This is a genomic window from Emticicia fluvialis, from assembly GCF_024793945.1.
Taxonomy (GTDB): Bacteria; Bacteroidota; Bacteroidia; order Cytophagales; family Spirosomataceae; genus Emticicia; species Emticicia fluvialis.
In genome coordinates this window covers 95100-112690 of the sequence record NZ_JANUSD010000006.1, presented here as the reverse complement: position 1 = coordinate 112690, position 17591 = coordinate 95100, and the positions used below count along the sequence as shown (strand labels likewise).

Annotated in this window: 17 protein-coding genes; 8 read left to right on the top strand and 9 right to left on the bottom strand. The window is 41.0% G+C overall.

All coding sequences use genetic code 11. The annotated features are described in order from the left end of the window. The first annotated feature begins 134 nt into the window (after positions 1–134). The 3 genes from NZ848_RS08780 to NZ848_RS08770 all read left to right on the top strand — a co-directional run bounded on the left by NZ848_RS08780 (position 135) and on the right by NZ848_RS08770 (position 2641). On the top strand, positions 135–689 hold the full coding sequence (locus NZ848_RS08780) for an RNA polymerase sigma factor (protein ID WP_101724364.1): 555 nt from the start codon (positions 135–137) through the stop codon (positions 687–689). After that, positions 667–1470 (top strand): hypothetical protein, encoded by an 804-nt coding sequence (locus NZ848_RS08775; RefSeq protein WP_259015175.1) that lies wholly within the window; start codon positions 667–669, stop codon positions 1468–1470. Before NZ848_RS08780 ends, NZ848_RS08775 begins: the two co-directional genes overlap by 23 nt. 85 nt (positions 1471–1555) lie before the next feature. Beyond that, complete coding sequence (locus NZ848_RS08770; protein WP_259015174.1) at positions 1556–2641, top strand: hypothetical protein; 1086 nt, start codon at positions 1556–1558, stop codon at positions 2639–2641. A gap of 59 nt (positions 2642–2700) precedes the next feature. Here the strand turns inward: NZ848_RS08770 and NZ848_RS08765 are convergent, their stop codons facing one another. Continuing rightward, positions 2701–3684, bottom strand: a complete 984-nt coding sequence (locus NZ848_RS08765; RefSeq protein ID WP_253529973.1) for a pyruvate dehydrogenase complex E1 component subunit beta — start codon at positions 3682–3684, stop codon at positions 2701–2703. A 154-nt stretch (positions 3685–3838) separates the two neighbouring features. Between NZ848_RS08765 and NZ848_RS08760 the strand changes: the two genes are divergently transcribed. Both NZ848_RS08760 and NZ848_RS08755 read left to right on the top strand, forming a co-directional pair. Beyond that, positions 3839–5143: a DUF5690 family protein gene (locus tag NZ848_RS08760; RefSeq protein WP_259015173.1), complete on the top strand. Its 1305-nt coding sequence runs from the start codon at positions 3839–3841 to the stop codon at positions 5141–5143. A gap of 59 nt (positions 5144–5202) precedes the next feature. Then, a complete protein-coding gene (locus NZ848_RS08755) occupies positions 5203–5892 on the top strand; it encodes an SAM-dependent methyltransferase (protein ID WP_259015172.1) in 690 nt (229 codons plus the stop codon). Here NZ848_RS08755 and NZ848_RS08750 read toward each other — a convergent pair. Further along, positions 5889–6557 carry an ATP-binding cassette domain-containing protein gene (locus NZ848_RS08750; protein ID WP_259015171.1) on the bottom strand — a complete coding sequence of 223 codons (669 nt, stop codon included), beginning with the start codon at positions 6555–6557 and terminating at the stop codon, positions 5889–5891. The two genes, NZ848_RS08755 and NZ848_RS08750, sit on opposite strands and share 4 nt — an antisense overlap. A 508-nt stretch (positions 6558–7065) precedes the next feature. Here NZ848_RS08750 and NZ848_RS08745 point away from each other — a divergent pair. Further along, on the top strand, positions 7066–7665 hold the full coding sequence (locus tag NZ848_RS08745; RefSeq protein ID WP_259015170.1) for a hypothetical protein: 600 nt from the start codon (positions 7066–7068) through the stop codon (positions 7663–7665). A gap of 11 nt (positions 7666–7676) precedes the next feature. On the opposite strand, the gene NZ848_RS08740 is transcribed toward NZ848_RS08745, so the two are convergent. Together NZ848_RS08740 and NZ848_RS08735 are read right to left on the bottom strand one after the other, a co-directional pair. Then, positions 7677–8921, bottom strand: coding sequence for a hypothetical protein (locus NZ848_RS08740; protein ID WP_259015169.1), 1245 nt, complete (start codon positions 8919–8921; stop codon positions 7677–7679). Positions 8922–9166: 245 nt separating this feature from the next. Further along, positions 9167–9493: a hypothetical protein gene (locus tag NZ848_RS08735; RefSeq protein ID WP_259015168.1), complete on the bottom strand. Its 327-nt coding sequence runs from the start codon at positions 9491–9493 to the stop codon at positions 9167–9169. A 565-nt stretch (positions 9494–10058) separates the two neighbouring features. Here NZ848_RS08735 and NZ848_RS08730 point away from each other — a divergent pair. Then, positions 10059–10739 carry a hypothetical protein gene (locus NZ848_RS08730; RefSeq protein ID WP_259015166.1) on the top strand — a complete coding sequence of 227 codons (681 nt, stop codon included), beginning with the start codon at positions 10059–10061 and terminating at the stop codon, positions 10737–10739. An 89-nt stretch (positions 10740–10828) separates the two neighbouring features. Here the strand turns inward: NZ848_RS08730 and NZ848_RS08725 are convergent, their stop codons facing one another. The 3 genes from NZ848_RS08725 to rseP are packed head-to-tail and all read right to left on the bottom strand — an operon-like array spanning position 10829 to position 13697. Further along, positions 10829–11728, bottom strand: coding sequence for a 3-keto-disaccharide hydrolase (locus tag NZ848_RS08725; protein ID WP_253529948.1), 900 nt, complete (start codon positions 11726–11728; stop codon positions 10829–10831). 56 nt (positions 11729–11784) lie between these two features. Beyond that, positions 11785–12309 (bottom strand): DUF6702 family protein, encoded by a 525-nt coding sequence (locus NZ848_RS08720; RefSeq protein ID WP_253529944.1) that lies wholly within the window; start codon positions 12307–12309, stop codon positions 11785–11787. A gap of 53 nt (positions 12310–12362) precedes the next feature. Next, complete coding sequence (gene rseP, locus NZ848_RS08715; RefSeq protein ID WP_253529941.1) at positions 12363–13697, bottom strand: RIP metalloprotease RseP; 1335 nt, start codon at positions 13695–13697, stop codon at positions 12363–12365. 241 nt (positions 13698–13938) lie between these two features. On the opposite strand from rseP, the gene NZ848_RS08710 reads away from it, so the two are divergent. Beyond that, a complete protein-coding gene (locus tag NZ848_RS08710) occupies positions 13939–14922 on the top strand; it encodes a YpdA family putative bacillithiol disulfide reductase (RefSeq protein ID WP_259015165.1) in 984 nt (327 codons plus the stop codon). 20 nt (positions 14923–14942) lie between these two features. On the opposite strand, the gene NZ848_RS08705 is transcribed toward NZ848_RS08710, so the two are convergent. Continuing rightward, positions 14943–17036 (bottom strand): penicillin-binding transpeptidase domain-containing protein, encoded by a 2094-nt coding sequence (locus tag NZ848_RS08705; protein WP_259015163.1) that lies wholly within the window; start codon positions 17034–17036, stop codon positions 14943–14945. A 28-nt stretch (positions 17037–17064) separates the two neighbouring features. Further along, positions 17065–17445, bottom strand: a complete 381-nt coding sequence (locus NZ848_RS08700; RefSeq protein WP_143705979.1) for an FtsL-like putative cell division protein — start codon at positions 17443–17445, stop codon at positions 17065–17067. Positions 17446–17591: the final 146 nt, after the last annotated feature.

Sequence of the window (17591 nt, the reverse complement as noted above, 5' to 3'; positions counted from 1 at the left end):
CACTCAATGATGGGTTTTATACCCGGCTCTTCTCCTGCATAAGGTTTATTTTTTGTTTAATTTCAGGTTTTTTTATTGGCTGATACAACTTTTTGGCACTTTTACGCATTAACACTAAAAGCCACGTTTAAACTTTGATTCTAACCTCTACAATCGAACGTCTGCGACAAAAAGACGCTGCTGCCCAGAAAGAAATTTTTGAGCATTATGGCAGCTTTTTGTATCGGATTGCGTACCGTTACGTACGTGAGCGAATGCTGGCCGAAGATTTAATGGTAGATTCGTTTCTGAAGATTTTTGATGGCATTATCCATTTCAGATTCGATAACCTGCGTTCGTTTGAGGCCTGGATGAAAAAAATTGTGGTGAATGAGGCATTAATGCTACTGCGCCGGCAGGCAAGTTTTCATCTGATGCCTGAAAGTGAAGCGGTGGATGTACCAGTTGATGATCATATACTCGACAGAATTTCGACAGAGGAGATTTACAGGCTGATTGCCGAATTACCCGATGGGTACCGTACGGTTTTTAACCTGTATGCCATTGAAGGTTACACACATAAAGAAATTGCAGAGCAACTGCAGATAAGCGAGGGAACCTCAAAGTCGCAGTTGAACCATGCACGCAAATTATTGCAAAAGAAATTACAAATAGCTAATAAAAGTCATGCAAACAGAGAACTTTTATAGTAAAATCAGAGAAAATCTTGAGAATTCTGACTTTAGCCCCGATTGGGATAAAAGCAGGGTGTGGCAGCACATTGAACAAAAACAAGAGGTTAAGAAGCGTTTCGGATGGTGGAAAGCCGCTGCAGCAGGAATAGTGATGCTTGGCCTTGCCGGAGTTTATGGGGTGCTTGCAGACAAAAGTAGCATAATGGCCAATAAAATGGAGCCTCGTCATACACCATCTGCTAAATCTTCACAACCGCCTTCAGTAAAAGCCCGGTTTAATGAATCTGCTTTGGTAGCGCTGAAAGATAAGCCACAAGAGCAGAATACGGGCCGGAAAGCGCATAAAAAGAATGGCCGGTCTTTAAACGAAGTGAAACCATTTGTGCAGGAGCCAAACGAAAACACCAATGAAGCGTTTGATAATCTGGTAACTACTGAAGACGGCGAGCAGGAGTTTAGCTACAACAATGTAACATCAAGAAACGAGCCGGCTTATGTACGCCCTGTTATTTTTGACGCCCCCATTATATTCAGACCCAATAAGCCTGTTGATAAAGTTGCTGCGGCAGTTGCCCCTACTAAGCGGGAAAGGATAGCTATACTGGAGATTCCTGAAGATGAAGACGATTATGTAATTGCGCCAAAAGAGAAGAAAAAAAGCCGCCAGGCACGCCTTGCCAGGCAGGTTGATAAAACCCCTGAGGCCGCAGACCCTAACAAGCCTAATAAGATATGGGCATTTGTGAAGCAGAGTTTCAAAAATGAATCCATACCTGCCGATTCCACCATTAAATAATGGCCTGTTACTGACAATAACCGGGTTTTGAATCTGGCTTGCATAAACACACCTGTTACTTCTTATCTTTAATGTATTACCTGCCATGAAGAAGTTCTTTTTGCTGCTGTTGTTGGTTGTAGGTACTGATACCTATGGCTTTGCAATGATAAACAGTGCAACTATAGACTCAATAGTGGTAAATATAGGCAAGCGAAAAAAGATTGTATTGTGGGGCGCAACACAGGAAGACCTGAAGGCGCTGGAAAAATATGACCTGAACCGCATTGTAAGACAAATGAATCAGGATCTGGAAGAGATGCCCTCTAATGTCAGACGCAGTATCAGGCAAGACTACGAAGGCAATACCTATACCAAAGAAACCACCCGCCAGCAAGAGTTAGAGGGGCTTACTCCGTGGCAAAGGCTTACCAGAAACACCTATCTGAATCTGTCATTTGGTTTTAGTTCGGCCAGGTATCTGCAAAGAGGAAATTCAGTGTATAATCCCTACAAAAATACATCAGATTTATTCAGGCAAAAGACGTTCGCATCGCCAAATTTAAGTATTGGGCTCATGCGTCAGGAAAGTTTTATACAAACAGGCAGAAAAGAACTATTACTACATTATGGATTTGATATCAGCTGGTATTACCTGAATCGCGACATCAATAACAGGGTTTCATACCTGCTGCGGGCCAGCAATACCAATGTTGCCGGGTTTGATACCGTGGCCGTTTACAGGCCGTCGCCTGCTGGTAACTATTATACCATAGATAACCTGGTGGGTACTGCTGGCCCCAAAGCCGAATCGGCTTACAATCAATCTTTGTTTTATATCAATTTCAAGATAATACCCACTGTTAATTTCTATGGTAATTCAAACCAGAAAACCTTTCATTTCGGTTTCGGAGCTTATATAGGAAGATTAATAGGCGGTAGCCAGATTTACCCTGAGATAAAATCAATTAACCAGCAGGATGTAAAAATCCCTATAAAAAGCAAAGATAACCCTTATCGTTACGGCTTAATTCTGAACCTGGGCTACAAGGCGTTTACTTTTTTTCTCGAGGGAGATGTCAATAATTTCTTCCAGAGCCGCAATACGCGGAGTAAGTTTCCGCCTTATGAAACTGTTGATATGAACTGGTCTCAGAATCTGACAACCTTCGGCATCAGAATAGGCCGGTAATGAAAAATCTCCGGAGACCCCTCCGGAGATTTTTGCTTTATAATATATTTTACAAACGCTTATTTTTTGTACAATACGCTTTTCACAGCATCAATTGTACGTTTTACGTTTGGCAATGTAGCTTCAATTAAAGTTGGTGCATAGTGCAAAGGAATATCCATGTTATTAACACGAATAACGGGCGCATCCAGGTAATCGAAAGCGTAACGTTGTAAGTGATAAGTGATTTCTGACGAAATAGCCGCCAATGGCCATGCTTCTTCTACTACCACGCAACGGTTGGTTTTCTTCACAGAGTTAATTACAGTAGCGTAATCGATAGGTCTTACTGTACGCAGGTCAATCAATTCAGCCTTAATACCTTCTTTATCCAATTCAGCAATGGCAGGTAAAACCACACGCGGAATCATTTTTCCGAAAGAAACGATGGTAACATCAGAACCTTCGCGAATCACATTAGCTTTGCCAAGCGGAATCAGGTATTCTTCCTGTGGTACTTCACCTTTATCACCGTACATCACCTCCGACTCCATGAAAATAACCGGGTCGTTGTCTCTGATAGATGATTTCAACAAACCTTTGGCATCATAAGGGCTATGCGGTACAACCACTTTTAAACCGGGCGTATTGGCAAACCAGTTTTCAAAGTTTTGTGAGTGTTGCGCACCCAGCTGCCCGGCATTACCGGTTGGCCCACGAAATACAATCGGACAGGTATATTGCCCGGCTGACATGGCCATTATTTTAGCTGCTGAGTTAATAATCTGGTCAATAGCCACCAAAGAAAAGTTAAACGTCATGAACTCAATAACCGGACGTAAACCGTTGGCTGCTGCTCCTACACCAATACCGGCAAAACCAAGCTCGGCAATAGGAGTGTCAATCACACGTTTAGGGCCAAATTCGTCCAGCATTCCTTGGCTTACTTTATATGCACCGTTGTATTCGGCTACTTCTTCACCCATCAGAAAAACGTTCTCGTCACGTCTCATTTCTTCTGAAAGGGCTTCGCGCAGGGCTTCTCTAAATTGTATCTCTCTCATTGTGGCTTAGAATAAAAGCTTATTTTTTTGATGTAAAATTAGGTAATTCATTCGGAATTCTCAAATTTGCATGAACATACATCTATGAAAATTTAATTAATCTTTTCTGCCACCGGCAGCAAGGCTTCCTTATTTACCCTACACTTCATACCAAATGAACAAACTTAAAGCATATTTGGCAGTTAATTCAACAGCATTTGCTGTATTTACCTCCATAGCTGCCTTTTTTACTTATCTGTGCTTTTATCCGTTCAGGCGCGCCTACACTGCCGCTACTTATGATGACCTTTATTTCTTTGGCATTCATTATAAAATACTAATCATTACGGCTCAGGTCTTGGGCTTTGCAGTATCTAAAGGTTTGGGTATCAAATATGTGTCTGAAATGGCGCCTGCCAGCAGAGCCCGTAATCTGATGTTCATTATTTTGCTGTCGTGGGTTTGTTATCTGTTTTTTGCCTGGGTTCCGGCGCCTTACAATCTGTTTTTTATTTTTCTGGCCAGCCTGCCTTTAGGTATGGTGTATGGTATTATGCTTGGTTTTCTGGAAGGCAGGCGTGTAACCGACCTGCTTGTGGCCGTGCTAACGGCGTCTTTTATTATGGGTTCCGGCTTTGCCAAAAGCATTGGTAAATGGGTTATGGCCACGCTGGAAGTAAGCGAGTTCTGGATGCCATTTGTGGCTTGCGCCATTATGATGCTGCCTTTTGGTTGTTGCGTATGGCTAATGGGACAGATACCACCGCCCAGCGAGAAAGATAAGGCTAGTAGGTCGGAACGAAAGCCAATGCAGAGGTCAGACAGGCAAGCATTTATTAATGAGTTTACACTGACCCTTACCATTTTTGTGGTTTCTTATATTTTGCTTACAACCTTCCGCGAGTTTCGTGATAACTTTGCTCCCGAAATATGGAAAACCTTGGGCTATGGAAATAATTCAGCCATTTTTACCCAGACAGAAATACCCATTGCTATTGCTGTGTTATTGATGATGGCCGCCATGCGATGGGTGCAGAACAACTACAAGGCTTTTGTTATTATTCAATGCCTCATGCTTGTGGGTGGAGCGCTGATCGGGCTAAGTACCTTGCTTTATCAGCAAGGGGTAATATCGCCAGTTGTCTGGCTCACGTTGTTGGGGCTTGGCTTGTATATGGCCTATGCCATGTGTAATAGTCTTTATTTTGAGCGGATGATTGCGGCCTTCAAACGTTCGGGTACTGTGGGTTTTATGATTACCTTTGCCGATTATTACGCATATCTGGGCAGCATTATGGTACTCTTTTACAAGAACTTCTTTCAGAAAAGTATCAATTATCACGAGTTCTTTATTTATTTGGCTTATGCCGTTTCGGTTATTTATGTGGTTTTAATAGGTTTATCTATGTGGAGGCTCAATCAATATCATCAGGCTCTGACTCTTGATAAACCGGATGAAACTGAAATAATTAAGCCATAAAGGCTGCCCTGTCTATACATATATGATATGCCTTTAGTTTTTATTACCTGTTACATAAGATGAATATTTTTCTGATTCCGACCATATTGGCCCCCGACACACAGACCAGTGTGTTGGCACCCCAGATAGTTGAGGTAATTACAAAGGTTGATATTTTCTTTGCTGAGGATATACGTACTGCCAGGCGGTTTATCAGTAGCCTGAAGGTTGGGAAGGTGATAGAGGAGCTTACGTTTCATGAGCTAAACAAAGACACACCACAAGACCAGACATTGGCTCAACTGAAAAAACTAAAAGCTGATGCAGGCATCATAAGCGAGGCCGGTTGCCCCGGTATTGCCGACCCCGGCGCTGTTGCTGTTGGCTTTGCCCATCAGCTGGGTTATAAAGTCAGGCCTTTAGTGGGGCCGAGCTCCATTTTACTGGCATTGATGGCATCAGGCTTTAACGGGCAAAGCTTTACTTTTCATGGATACCTGCCTATTGAAAAAGCTGCCAAAGTGAAAGCCCTTAAAAGTCTGGAACAAACAGCAAAGAATAAGCGCCAGACACAGATATTTATGGAGACCCCATACCGTAACAACCAGATGCTGGATGACGTGCTGCAAAATATGGGTGCGGAAACATTGCTGTGCATTGCTGCCAACATTACAGCTGAAGACGAACTGATTAGAACTTTGCCGGTAAAAGAATGGAAAAAGCAAAAGCCTGATTTGCATAAAAAACCTACGATATTTCTGATACTTTAGCTATCCTTTTCAAGCATATACCCGTGGCGAATCAGGTCATCTTGTGAATTTATTTGAAAGGTTTTTCCTTCTCTTATTAAATATAAATCATCGCTCATATCCATAATATGCCTGTATAGATGGTCAGTAATGATAATCCCTTTTTTAAGTTTTTCTTTTGCTATTATTTCTTTCAGTTTTTCAACATGAAGAGGCATTAGATGAGAGAAGGGTTCATCAAGCATAACAAATGCTACTGCTGACTTCAGAATAACCATTGTCTCAAAGAGCCTTATTTCTCCACCGGAAAGAGCCCCCAGTTTCTGCTTGCTATATTTATCAAATATTGGAAAATCTTCTATAATATCTTTCAGATTCACTTCATACAAATTACATACCTGCTCAATTTTTAAATGTTTGGGTATAAATGCTTTTTGCGGCAGATACCGGATAGCCCCCGGCGAAGTTAACAGTGTGCGTTTATACTGGCCGTTTATACGAACCGATTGAAAATTGCCCCGAAGCGAGCCGAATATAATTCTCATCAGGCTGCTTTTGCCGCAGCCGTTACGGCCCAGAAAACCAGTCACCTTACCGGTTTCGGCTCTTACATATACATCTGAGAGAATGCTGCGTGCCCCAAATTCAAGATAAATACTGTCAGCTTCAAGTAGATTTTTCGTCATATCAATGCAGTTAAATACAGGCAGGTCAAAAATAAAAGCCAATCCAAAATCAAGGTAAAAAGTATAAGTTGGTTCTGTCTAATACCCAGGTTCTCATAAAACAGAAACGCATCAGTTTTATAATAAAATTTCAGTAGAATTGCCGTTAAAACAAGCGTAATGATTTTTGAAAAGACAAACAGTGAAGCGCCATCCTTAAACTGATAATAAGTGTATAAAAGCCCCAGGCTAACCATTAAAGTAAAGGGGCTTGTACCCTTATAGTAAATCCAGATGGCATGTAATTGTGCTTTGCGCATGGTGTTTGTTTATAAATTAGGTTTCATTTGCTAAAGTCGGATATATTGGTTCCATCTCAAAGTCAACACAGTGGCATCAGCAACTATTTAACATTATTTAAGTGAAATGGCGATACTGAACAATGCGCAGGCTGCACTGGCACAGGTTTTTATCGTAACTATGGTAAGTTATTTCAAACCCCGAAACAGAGACATAAAATAGACATCTTATGAAACCCACCATTCCTACACAAAGAGAAGGGACATCTTACGATACCGTATCAGAAGAGAGTTTTTCAACTGAAAAGCAGGCAAAGGCACAATTTCAGATTTCAAAACAAAGACTTTTGGCTGTGAACCATTGGCATGAAGTGATAGGAAGCGATAATCTGCAGTTTAAACTCATTGACGCCCGCGCTGAACCGGTAGACCGTTTACCCATGGTTGGTGATTATATAAAAATAGAAATACCCGGCCCTACGAACACTTCTGGCGAGGGGTACGATTGGGTAATAATTGAAGATATCGTGGAAGATGAGCGCGTGCATGAGGAATTTATTTCCATAACCATAAGGCCTTCGGCTAATCCGCAGAAAAAAGCCGGGAAAGAAGAAACCGCCCATTTTTTTGATGACGCCGCCACCAATACTTTTATTGTGAAACGTAAAGAAATGAAGCTAAAAGCAGAAGTGCATGGCCGTAACGAGAAACCCAATATTGAAGGCGTGGGGCTAATAGATAAAATCAGAAATACCTTTGTTGCTTTTGGTGGCATTTTAGGCGCCAGTAAATTACAATGGAAGAGCCTGACCGACGGTTTGCTGGTATAACAAATGGACAGTTAGCGGCGTACATGACCAAAATTCCATTTGGCCAGTAACTCATATCTATTGGTTGGCGCCGAACTAAGCACCTGCGCAGAGAAGCCGTTACCCCAGCAGCCACGTCCTTCAAGTATCAACCTCTTATTGCTTACACCTATACCGGCAATTATGCCCTGTTCGGTTTTGCGGTCAAAGGCGTTGTTGAGGTCTGTACGACCTCTGTCTTTATCTTCAATCACACTTCTGTCGGCAATAATCATTGCGTTCGAGATTCCCGCCAGTGCATAAACCGAAGGTTTGCCGATATAAAATGTATATCTGAACAGATTCTGAAGCCCCAGATACCTAATATCATAGTGGAACCGACTTTCGGCATCGGAAGCTGTGCTTTTGAGGGCGTATGTATGTAACTCATTAACAATTGCAAATTTGCCACGGCCACGCCCGAAAACGTAGTTTAGAAAAACTCCTCCGGCTGGCGTTAAATTGCCATTACCCTTTACGTAAACATAATTAGGCGGCACAGAGGTTGAAACAATATGCATAATCTGCGAATATCCGGCACCCACTACTGGGCCATATTCCCATTTTCCATGGTTGTTGAGACCCATTTCTGGCTGTGTAACAATCCTGAAGCAATCATTATAACTATCTATCAGGTTCTTGAGGTCTTTTGCATAGTAATCAGTATTCATAATGGGCAACTTTTTGCAGGCGTCTGCCAGCATTTCTTCCAGCTGAATCTGATACTGTTTTAATTTGGCTGTCTGGTTTCCGGTTTCTATGATGTGGTACACCAAAGGCTCAAGTCTGTTATGAACTTTTACCAGAAAATGTTCTTCAGAGTCTTTATCTACAAAGTAATAAAGCGTAGCCCTCCCAGAAGCCAGCACTCTTACAAAAGCATTTCTTTGCGTTAGTTTTTTATTGCGGTTGGCGTAGGCTGCCAGGCTTGGAAACACCTCTTTGCTACCGTTACGGGGGAATTTTTCGATAGAAAAACTTAATGAAGCGTAAGTTTCCTGATTAAAATCTATGATAAATCCGTTCAGTTCTGCGCTGCCGTAAACAAAACTGGGTTGGTTCAGTTCTCGCTTGAAAAATATCTCAAGGGGGCTCTTAATCCATTCTTTATAATCAATATATCCGCTCAGGGTATCGTTCTTGGCGGTTATCAGCCTACCCCTAACAAAATTCCTCTGGGCAAGGCTAATCCCGGCAATAATAACAAACTGAAGTGTTAGTAATAGTTTAGTTTTCATAACCCTGGCGTCCCAGTATTCAATGATATTGAGCAATTTTTAAATATTTCAGTATATAACTTGAAATATTATAGAGCGAATAAACGTAAAATTTTACATTTCAACAACTAAACACCTGATTATTATATACTTAGGTATTTTTGATTATACGTAATAAACCCGCCGTAAGTGGCATTAGTATATGACAATTAAAATTATAAATGTTTCAAGGTACCCAATGTCATAAATAAAACTAATCAAAAGATTTACATTAATTCCTTTTTAGCAGTAAGCCATTCCAGTTCTGTAGGTTGCTGAACTAATACCATGCCTAAATCCAGCAAGTAAAAAATTATTGGTTTCAACAACATGGAAGATGGGCACTGTGAGTTCACCATCTTTTTTGATAATAAATTAGGGTTCTCTCCATTATCGAAAGTATACATTGCCATCAGAAAGAGTTTCCTCAAATGTGATAACAGGCTTAAATTTTTTCCCACTCGTTCTATTCTATTGCAGATTGAAGTACAAAATCCTGTTTTTGATTCTAATGGGTTTCTCAGCCAAAAAAACGATTGAATGATAATCTTCATTGTTTACATCAGACATTAATCAGGAAATCTGGTCTGGGGTATAGACAACACAAGCTTATTCCGGGTTTTCCTTGAACAAAATCTGACCAGGGTTTATAATCCATTCATAGTTGTCAATATAAGCAGTCGGCGTATCACTGCTGACGGTAATTAATTTAAACTCTGTAAAGTTCTTTTGAGCTAAACAAATCTGCGTACTAACCGATATTAAAAAGGCAATTAAGGAAAATGATTTTATTCTGAACAGGTAACTTATTGTAATCTCAAAGATAACAAAATTGAGATCTGTCCCAAATAATGTAATCCTTGTCAGCTAGCACTTTATGGTTGATTCAGCTAAAGCTTTTTGTCCATTTCCAAAATCAAAAATGTTAATTTTCTGCAAGAGATGTTTGAGAATAAACAAAGAAAAGTAATATAAGTCGATGTAACTTTTCTTTGTTTATTGGTATTTAATAATGTTAGCCACGGTTTCTCACTTCTACACTTTTTTCGGAGTAGAAAACAACAACAGTTACAGATTATAATTAAGATATAATGTAGGATTACTAAACTTAAATTAAACATGAAACAAACTACTTTTTTTGTAATGGCTCTGTCCATAATTATTGTCATTTCGTGCAAAGAAAAAGATGACCCTACTGTGGGTTTTTCGGAGGAAGTGCAAAAAATAGTGCCTAAGAGAATAATTGATGATGCGCGCTCTAAAGGAATGATTATTAATGAAGGGAGGATTCCTCCAAATATTGAAGGGAATTATGTTGTGGAGCCTTTGGAATTATTAAGCCCTTATGGCTCTAAAGACTCGTGGAAAAAAGGAAAAATAATTAATGCGTATTATTACAGTTTTTATGACCAAAGTTCAGATGGGAAAACAGTATTTATTGATTATAGTAATTTAGATAGCGATAATGGTTCTGGATTGGGGTCCTTCATATCGGGTAATGGTAAGAAATTTACTATTTTTTCGGAAACTTATGGAACAGCCTCTGGTGTTGACTATGTCATGTTAAAAATTCTCTCAGGGGAGTTAACTGTAAACAAAGAAATTAAAAATTTCCAGGAAAGTCTTTATATGAAGGAAAAAGATGAAGGTAATGATGATGGAGTCTTGATTCCTATCAATACAGGCCGAATCTGGTTTGATAATGATAAAATCAGCGAAAGAACAAGCACATACTACGGAAAGCTAAGAAAAGCATCAGGAGATGATAAAAAATCAAGCCTTGTAGGAACCGGCAAATAGATGTTTCAATTGGAGTGGCGTAAATTCAGTGGGTTTTCTAAAGAAAATTCTCTTCAGAAAACCCTAATCAATATATCAATTTAAAGCTGCTATCTCTTATACTCACACAAAGTGTTATCAGCTTTGATATAATATGATTTGAAATTGACGGCCTTTGGGTCCATGCAGCCTTTCAGGTTTAGTATTTCAACTTTTTTAAACTCAATAGGGTGGCTTTCTGCCTGCAAGGCTATATACCCTTCGGTTAAAGGTGTTCCATCTTTCTTAATCCATTCCTGAGCCGCGGCCTCATCCACGTGGGCGTCTTTCCAGCTATAATCGTTGCTTACAAAGCCTCCGCCAATCTGAGGCCTTTCATATTCAAAAACAACTTTATTATCAATCAGGTGTTGTATCAGCGAGTCACCCAGTACCAGTGCTTCTATGGTAACCCATTGGTCGCCGTCATAAGTTTTAGACCACGAGTCAATGCAATGTTGGGTATTCAGTTTGCCTTTTATATAAACCTGCGTGCCTGGCGTACAAAGATTGGCCGTATGACGCACGCCTTTGCCTAAGCCTCCCAGCATTTGTAGTTCAAGAGAAACGGGGAAGTCTTGTCCGAAAGACAAACTGGCTGCTGATTGCGAGTGCAACATTACACCGCTGTTACGGACATTCCATGAGGCACCGCCTTTGGTCTGGTTACCTACAAAACGGTACTGAAAACGAAGTTTGTAATAAGAATAGGGCTTATTGTAGTATAGATGGCCGTATTTTCCGTTAAATGCTTCGTATTCGTCATACGCTATCTGAAGAATACCCTCTTTTACTCTAAAAGTATTCTTGTAATTATCGTTTAGTGGTTGGCCTGCAATTTTAATGTCCCAACCGTTCAGGTCTTTGCCATTAAACATTTGCTCCCATTCTTCTTTTTTGGGGTTATTTTTTTGCGCGGTAGCAGCCAGACAAATGGTGGCAAAAACCAATAGTAGTAGTGGATTTTTCATAGATATTATTACAGATAAGGTTGATTCCTTAAAGGTATTAAAGTCTATGCTAAAAATCAAAACTCAATGGCCGCACTCTTGATTTTTGAGTTGAAGAGAAAGGTTTTTTTATTGCTGCCGTAGAATAAGTTAATCAGGTTGGTCTGGTCGTCAAATAACTCCTGCATCAGGTCATTATAGATGGTGTGGTCTTTAAGCGTTTGCCCTTCGGGTATTTCAATATACACCCAGGTGGCATCGCCTTCGGGTTCTTTGCCCAGATACTGCATGGCTTTTTTCTGTTTCTGTGGGCTAATAATGGCAAAATGTTGTTGCACATATTTGCTCAGCAGGGCATCGCTATTGTCGTTTTTACCCCCAATCATAACTTTTTGGCCATTGTTAAGTTTGGTTAGCGCGCTTTCGAGGTCGTCGGTAAACATACGGATAGTTACCTCAAGCGATTTCTCTCTGGCATTGTACTGTATTTCGGTTAATGAGGTATGAAAAGCATGCAGGGTAGTAGCCTTCCGGTTTTTTTGAAGTTCTGAAGGAACCAGCAGTACAGATAGTGTAAGTATGAAGTGTATTAAAAACTGCATGTGAATAAATGAAAGAAAACCCGGATAGTTTTACCTGCCCGGGCTGAATGATTTTATTTAAACAATGCCTTGAAAGTATCGTTGAAGAGTACAAGCACCATCAGGGTTAGCAGAATGAATGTACCAACCTGTTGCGTGCGTTCCATAAACTTTTCAGACGGCTTACGGCGGGTAATCATTTCGTATAACAATACAATTACATGCCCACCGTCAAGAGCAGGTATGGGTAGGGCGTTCATAAATGCCAGCCCCATAGAAAGCAGGCCTGTAAGGCCCCAGAATCTTTGCCAGTCCCAATAGCCACCAAAGTAACGTGCAAGACCAACCGGGCCGCTTACCGCATTACCTGCAGAAATATGCCCTTTAAATATACGGCCAAAGCCTTTTACCTGATTAGGTATAACCGATAACGCTTCTCTGGCTCCTTCGCCAAATGCCTCTCCGAAATTGTATTTCTGGGTGCTGGCTGTAAGGTCTGAAATGGCTCCGAACCCAAGCGTAGATTCTTTAGAAACCGTTGGGGTCAGTTTAACCAGTTGTTTGTTTCTTTCAACTGTTAGCTCCACTTTTTTGCCGGGTACTTTTTTCAGTTCGTTCTGTAGCTGCTGAAAGAAAGTAATAGGGGTGCTGTCCAGCTTTACAATTCTGTCTCCTTCTTTCAATCCTGCTTTTTCAGCGGGCGAGTCTTTCATAATTTGCCCAACCGTAAACGGCATAATAGGCTCAATAAAAGGCACCTTACTGGCAACTTTATCTATCAGCTCATTCGGAACCGGAATCTCTTTAATTACCCCGCCTCTGTCAACTGTAAAGTAGGTGTTCTCCTGCATTAAAGCGGCACGTGCCTCGCTGAAATCGGTAAAGTCCTGATTGTTTATTTTAATAATTCTGTCGCCGGTTTTAAGGCCTATCTCCTGTGCAAGCGGGTGGGCATAAATACCCAGTTTGTTAACTTCAGCTTTTGAATAGTATTCATCTCCCCAAACGTACTTTACCCCCCAGAAAATAAGAATACCCAGAATAATATTAACAATAATACCACCCAACATAACAAATAAACGTTGCCATGCCGGTTTTGAACGAAACTCATAAGGCTCTGGTACAGCCGATAGCTGCGATGCATCTTTGGTTTCGTCAATCATACCTGCTATATCTACATAGCCACCCAGCGGAAACCAGCCCAGCCCATACTCGGTGTCACCTTTTTTCTTTTTCCATAAAGCAAAATTGAGCACATTCGGAAGCGGGAAAAGGAAGTCGAAAAATATATAGAACTTATTTACTCTAATACCAAAAATACGAGCGAAGATGAAGTGTCCAAATTCATGTAATCCGACCAGAATAGTTAAGGCAAGCAAAAGTTGCCCGATCATTGTTAAAACTGCCATTAGAAAATTTAATAATTTTTATAGATAATATAGGTTATTCGGTCTTAAAATATCCTTTTTTGCAAACGTAAATTTCGGGTTGATAGGTTCCATAATCGCCAGCTACACCAAAAGACCAGATTAGCTCCGCCTGTACTAACGAAAGTAAGTTCAAAAATAGCATACTTATTATTGAAAAGAACGTTTTTTAATTAAAACTTTGTTAAGAATACACAGTACATACAAATTTAGCTTACCATACATGAACCCTTTACAGTACGATTTAATAATTATTGGTGGTGGCCCTATTGGGCTGGCTTGTGGATTAGAGGCGCAAAAGGCAGGTTTGAAGTACCTGATTCTGGAAAAAGGCTGTCTGGTTAATTCTTTATATAATTATCCGGCAAACATGACTTTTTTCAGCACCTCTGAGCGGCTCGAGATAGGAGAGGTGCCATTTGTATCAAACAATGCCAAACCTACCCGTAGCGAAGCGCTGGAATATTACAGACGGGTGGCTGCGCATAAAAAGCTGAATATAAAACTTTTTGAAGAGGTGCAGGAGGTAGTACCCGGTGCAGGCAGAAGCACTTACATGGTAATCAGTAAAAAAAATACTTATGAAACCGAGCATATTATTATTGCGTCCGGTTTTTACGATATTCCGCAAAAGCTGGGGGTAAAAGGCGAAGAGTTACCAAAGGTAACGCATTATTATAAAGACCCGCATTTTTATGCATTTCAGAAAGTGCTGGTAATTGGTGCTAATAATTCGGCCGTTGATGCCGCTTTGGAAACCTGGAGGAAGGGAGCGGAGGTAACAATGGTTATCAGGAAGGATGAGATAGGTAAAAGAGTAAAGTATTGGGCAAAGCCGGATATTGAAAACAGAATTAAGGAGGGGTCAGTAAAGGCGTTTTTTAATGCAGAGGTAGCAGAAATACGTGAGTATGAGGTAGATATCAGAACTCCTGATGGAATTGTAACCATTGAGAATGACTGGGTGATTTCTATGACTGGTTACCAGCCTAACCTGCCGTTTCTGAAAAAAATAGGTATTAACCTTTCGGCAGATGAAATCATGAAACCTGAGTATAATGATGACACAATGGAAACCAATATGAAAAATGTGTATCTGGCCGGGGTAATATGCGGAGGGATGGACACCCACAGCCTTTTCATTGAAAACTCAAGAATACATGCTGAGAAAATTATCCAGAAGATATTAAAAACCCCTGCCTTGTAAGCCGGGGTTTTTAATATAGATTACTGAAGTATTAATGACACCACCTTTGGTTGGATAATGGCATAGTCGGCTACTTTGCCCAACCCTGTATATTGTACTTTAAAGCCTTTGTTTTCTAAAAGATAAATGGCGTCTCGCAGGGTCATGCCCGATACATTGGGGATGTCCTCATTTTCATTGATTTTGCGCCAGGTAATGTTGCTGCCATTTTTTACGGCCTTTGTCCATCCGGCGCTGGCAGGCACATTTTCAAGCCCAAGGGTCTCGCTTACTGCTCTGAAATCCTCGGCGTATCCGCTTTGCTCGTGCGATGTTATCTTCTGTACGTTCGCATTTTTGTTTTTAGGAGGGTGCATGGCAACGTCATAGGCGAAAATTTTGTCGGCAATAGTACGAAACACCGGAGCAGCCACGTCACGGGCATGAACGTTAATACCCTGTGGCTCGTCAATAATCACAGCACAGCTGTATCTGGGGTTGTCTGCCGGGAAAAAGCCTATGAAAGCGGTATAATACTGCCCTTTAACGTATCCGTTTTCTCTTTTTTGAGAAGTACCTGTTTTACCTGCCACTTTACAAAAACCCGTGTTAATGTTTTGGGCTGTTCCGTTTTCAACCACGCCTTTCATCATCTGGTGCACTATTTTAATCGTGCGGTCAGAGCAAATCTGTCCGTCTTTTTTTCCCTCAAACCGTTCAAGAACTCTGTCTGCTTCTCGTATTTCTTTTACTATATAGGGTTGTACCCATTTGCCTCCGTTAGCAATGGCATTATAAAATGTAAGCATTTGCAGGGGGGTAAGGCGGCTTTCATAGCCTATGGCCATCCAGGGTATTGTTGTAGAGCTGAAAGTTGAGCTTTTACTGTCTTTAATAATCGGGTCGGTTTCGCCTCTTAACTGAAACCCTACCGGTTTATCCAGCTTCAGCCTGCTCAGGTAGGCAACAAAATTATTAGCTCTTGAAAACCCAAAATGCTGCTTTACAAGATTATAAATGCCTACATTACAAGAATTTTCAAAAATCTGTTGCACCGTCTGGCTGCCATGTTTGGCGTCGCAGGTTAGTTCAATATTGTTATGTCTGACAGACCCATCGCAGGTTGCACCAAAATCATTGGGGTTTAAATGACTTTTTTCAAGAATGGCCACCATAGTTGCCAGTTTAAATGTAGAACCCGGGTCGGTACCTCCTTTAACGGCATAATTAAAGTCTTCTGTGTAATAAGTCTGGTCGTTTTTATTTCTGCGCGATAGGTTGGTAATGGCCTTGATTTGCCCTGTGGCTACTTCCATTACAATGGCTGAACCATACTTGGCATTGGTACTCATCACCTGATTGCGTAATGAACTCTCTACAATGTCCTGAAAATTAATGTCTATGGTAGTTACTACGTCCTGGCCTGATTCCGGACGTACATCCGGAGAGTCTTCAACCGGTTTCCATACGCCCCCTGCCAAACGCTGAAAAAGGCCTACGCCGTCTCGTCCGGCCAGATAATTATTAAAGCTGAACTCGATACCGAAATCTCCTTTGGTTTGGGTATCGCGGTCTAGTTTACCAATAGACCTCAGGGCCATGTCATCAAAAGGCATTACCCGCCGGTTGAGTTGCTCAAACTTGCCACCGCCTTTCATAGGCCCTTCACGAAAAAACGGAAATTTTTTTATTTTTTCCATTTCCGTAAAATCTACCAGTCGGTCACCCAAAACAACAAAGTGTACTTTGCCCCCTTTGCGGGCATTCATTATTAGTTCACGATACTGCCTTGAGGTGCGGTCCTGAAAAAAACCGGCCATTAAATGGGTAAGAGAATCAAGCTGGGCGTTCAGGTATTTGGGCTTGGCGCGGGTTACATCTATACCTACCCTGTATCGGGGAACAGAGGTGGCCAGAAGGCTACTGCCATCTGCAGCATAAATATTGCCGCGGGTAGCTTTTATTTTCATGGGTTTGCGTTGCACTTTGGCAACTTTATCCATCCATTTTTTTTTCTGGAAATTCTGTACCACAAATATCTGAGCGGCTATCAATGTACCAATTACAAATACCAAACCAAACGTAAGTTTGGCTCGCCATTGAATTTCTTCACGGATAGAGGGCTTAGCTGACATGACTTTATTGATGGTTGTAATCGGCCTGTTATTCTTTTACTACTATTTTGTTTGGCGGCGTTATGTTGTCTTCCAAACCTTTGTCTGATAGTTTCCTGGCAATTTCTGACTGCTTGCTGGCATACATGTAACGCGATTTCTGCGATATATACTCGGCGCGTCTTTCTTCCATATCCAGGCGGGTCTTCTCAATTTTTTTTATAAAACCTTCATAGCTATGCTGAATATAGATATAAAAAATACCCAATGCACCCAGCCATACAATACGTTTGAGCGTTTCGGTAGGAAGCGCGTCTCCTAAATGCAGCCGATTTTTAAGCCATGAATTGATATTATCGAACAGCCCGGCCTTAGGCGCAGCCTTGGGCACAGACGGAGCAGGACGGTGGCGAAAAGTATTAGTTGCCATTCCGGTAGAATTTATGGTTTTATTATAAAAGCACGATTGTAAAACAAATGTATGAAATATCTGATAATTTTCAGAAATAGGCAAACGGTTTTTATGAAATTTAATATCAGAATAAAGGAGACATTAATAAAAAAAATCGCTCCTTT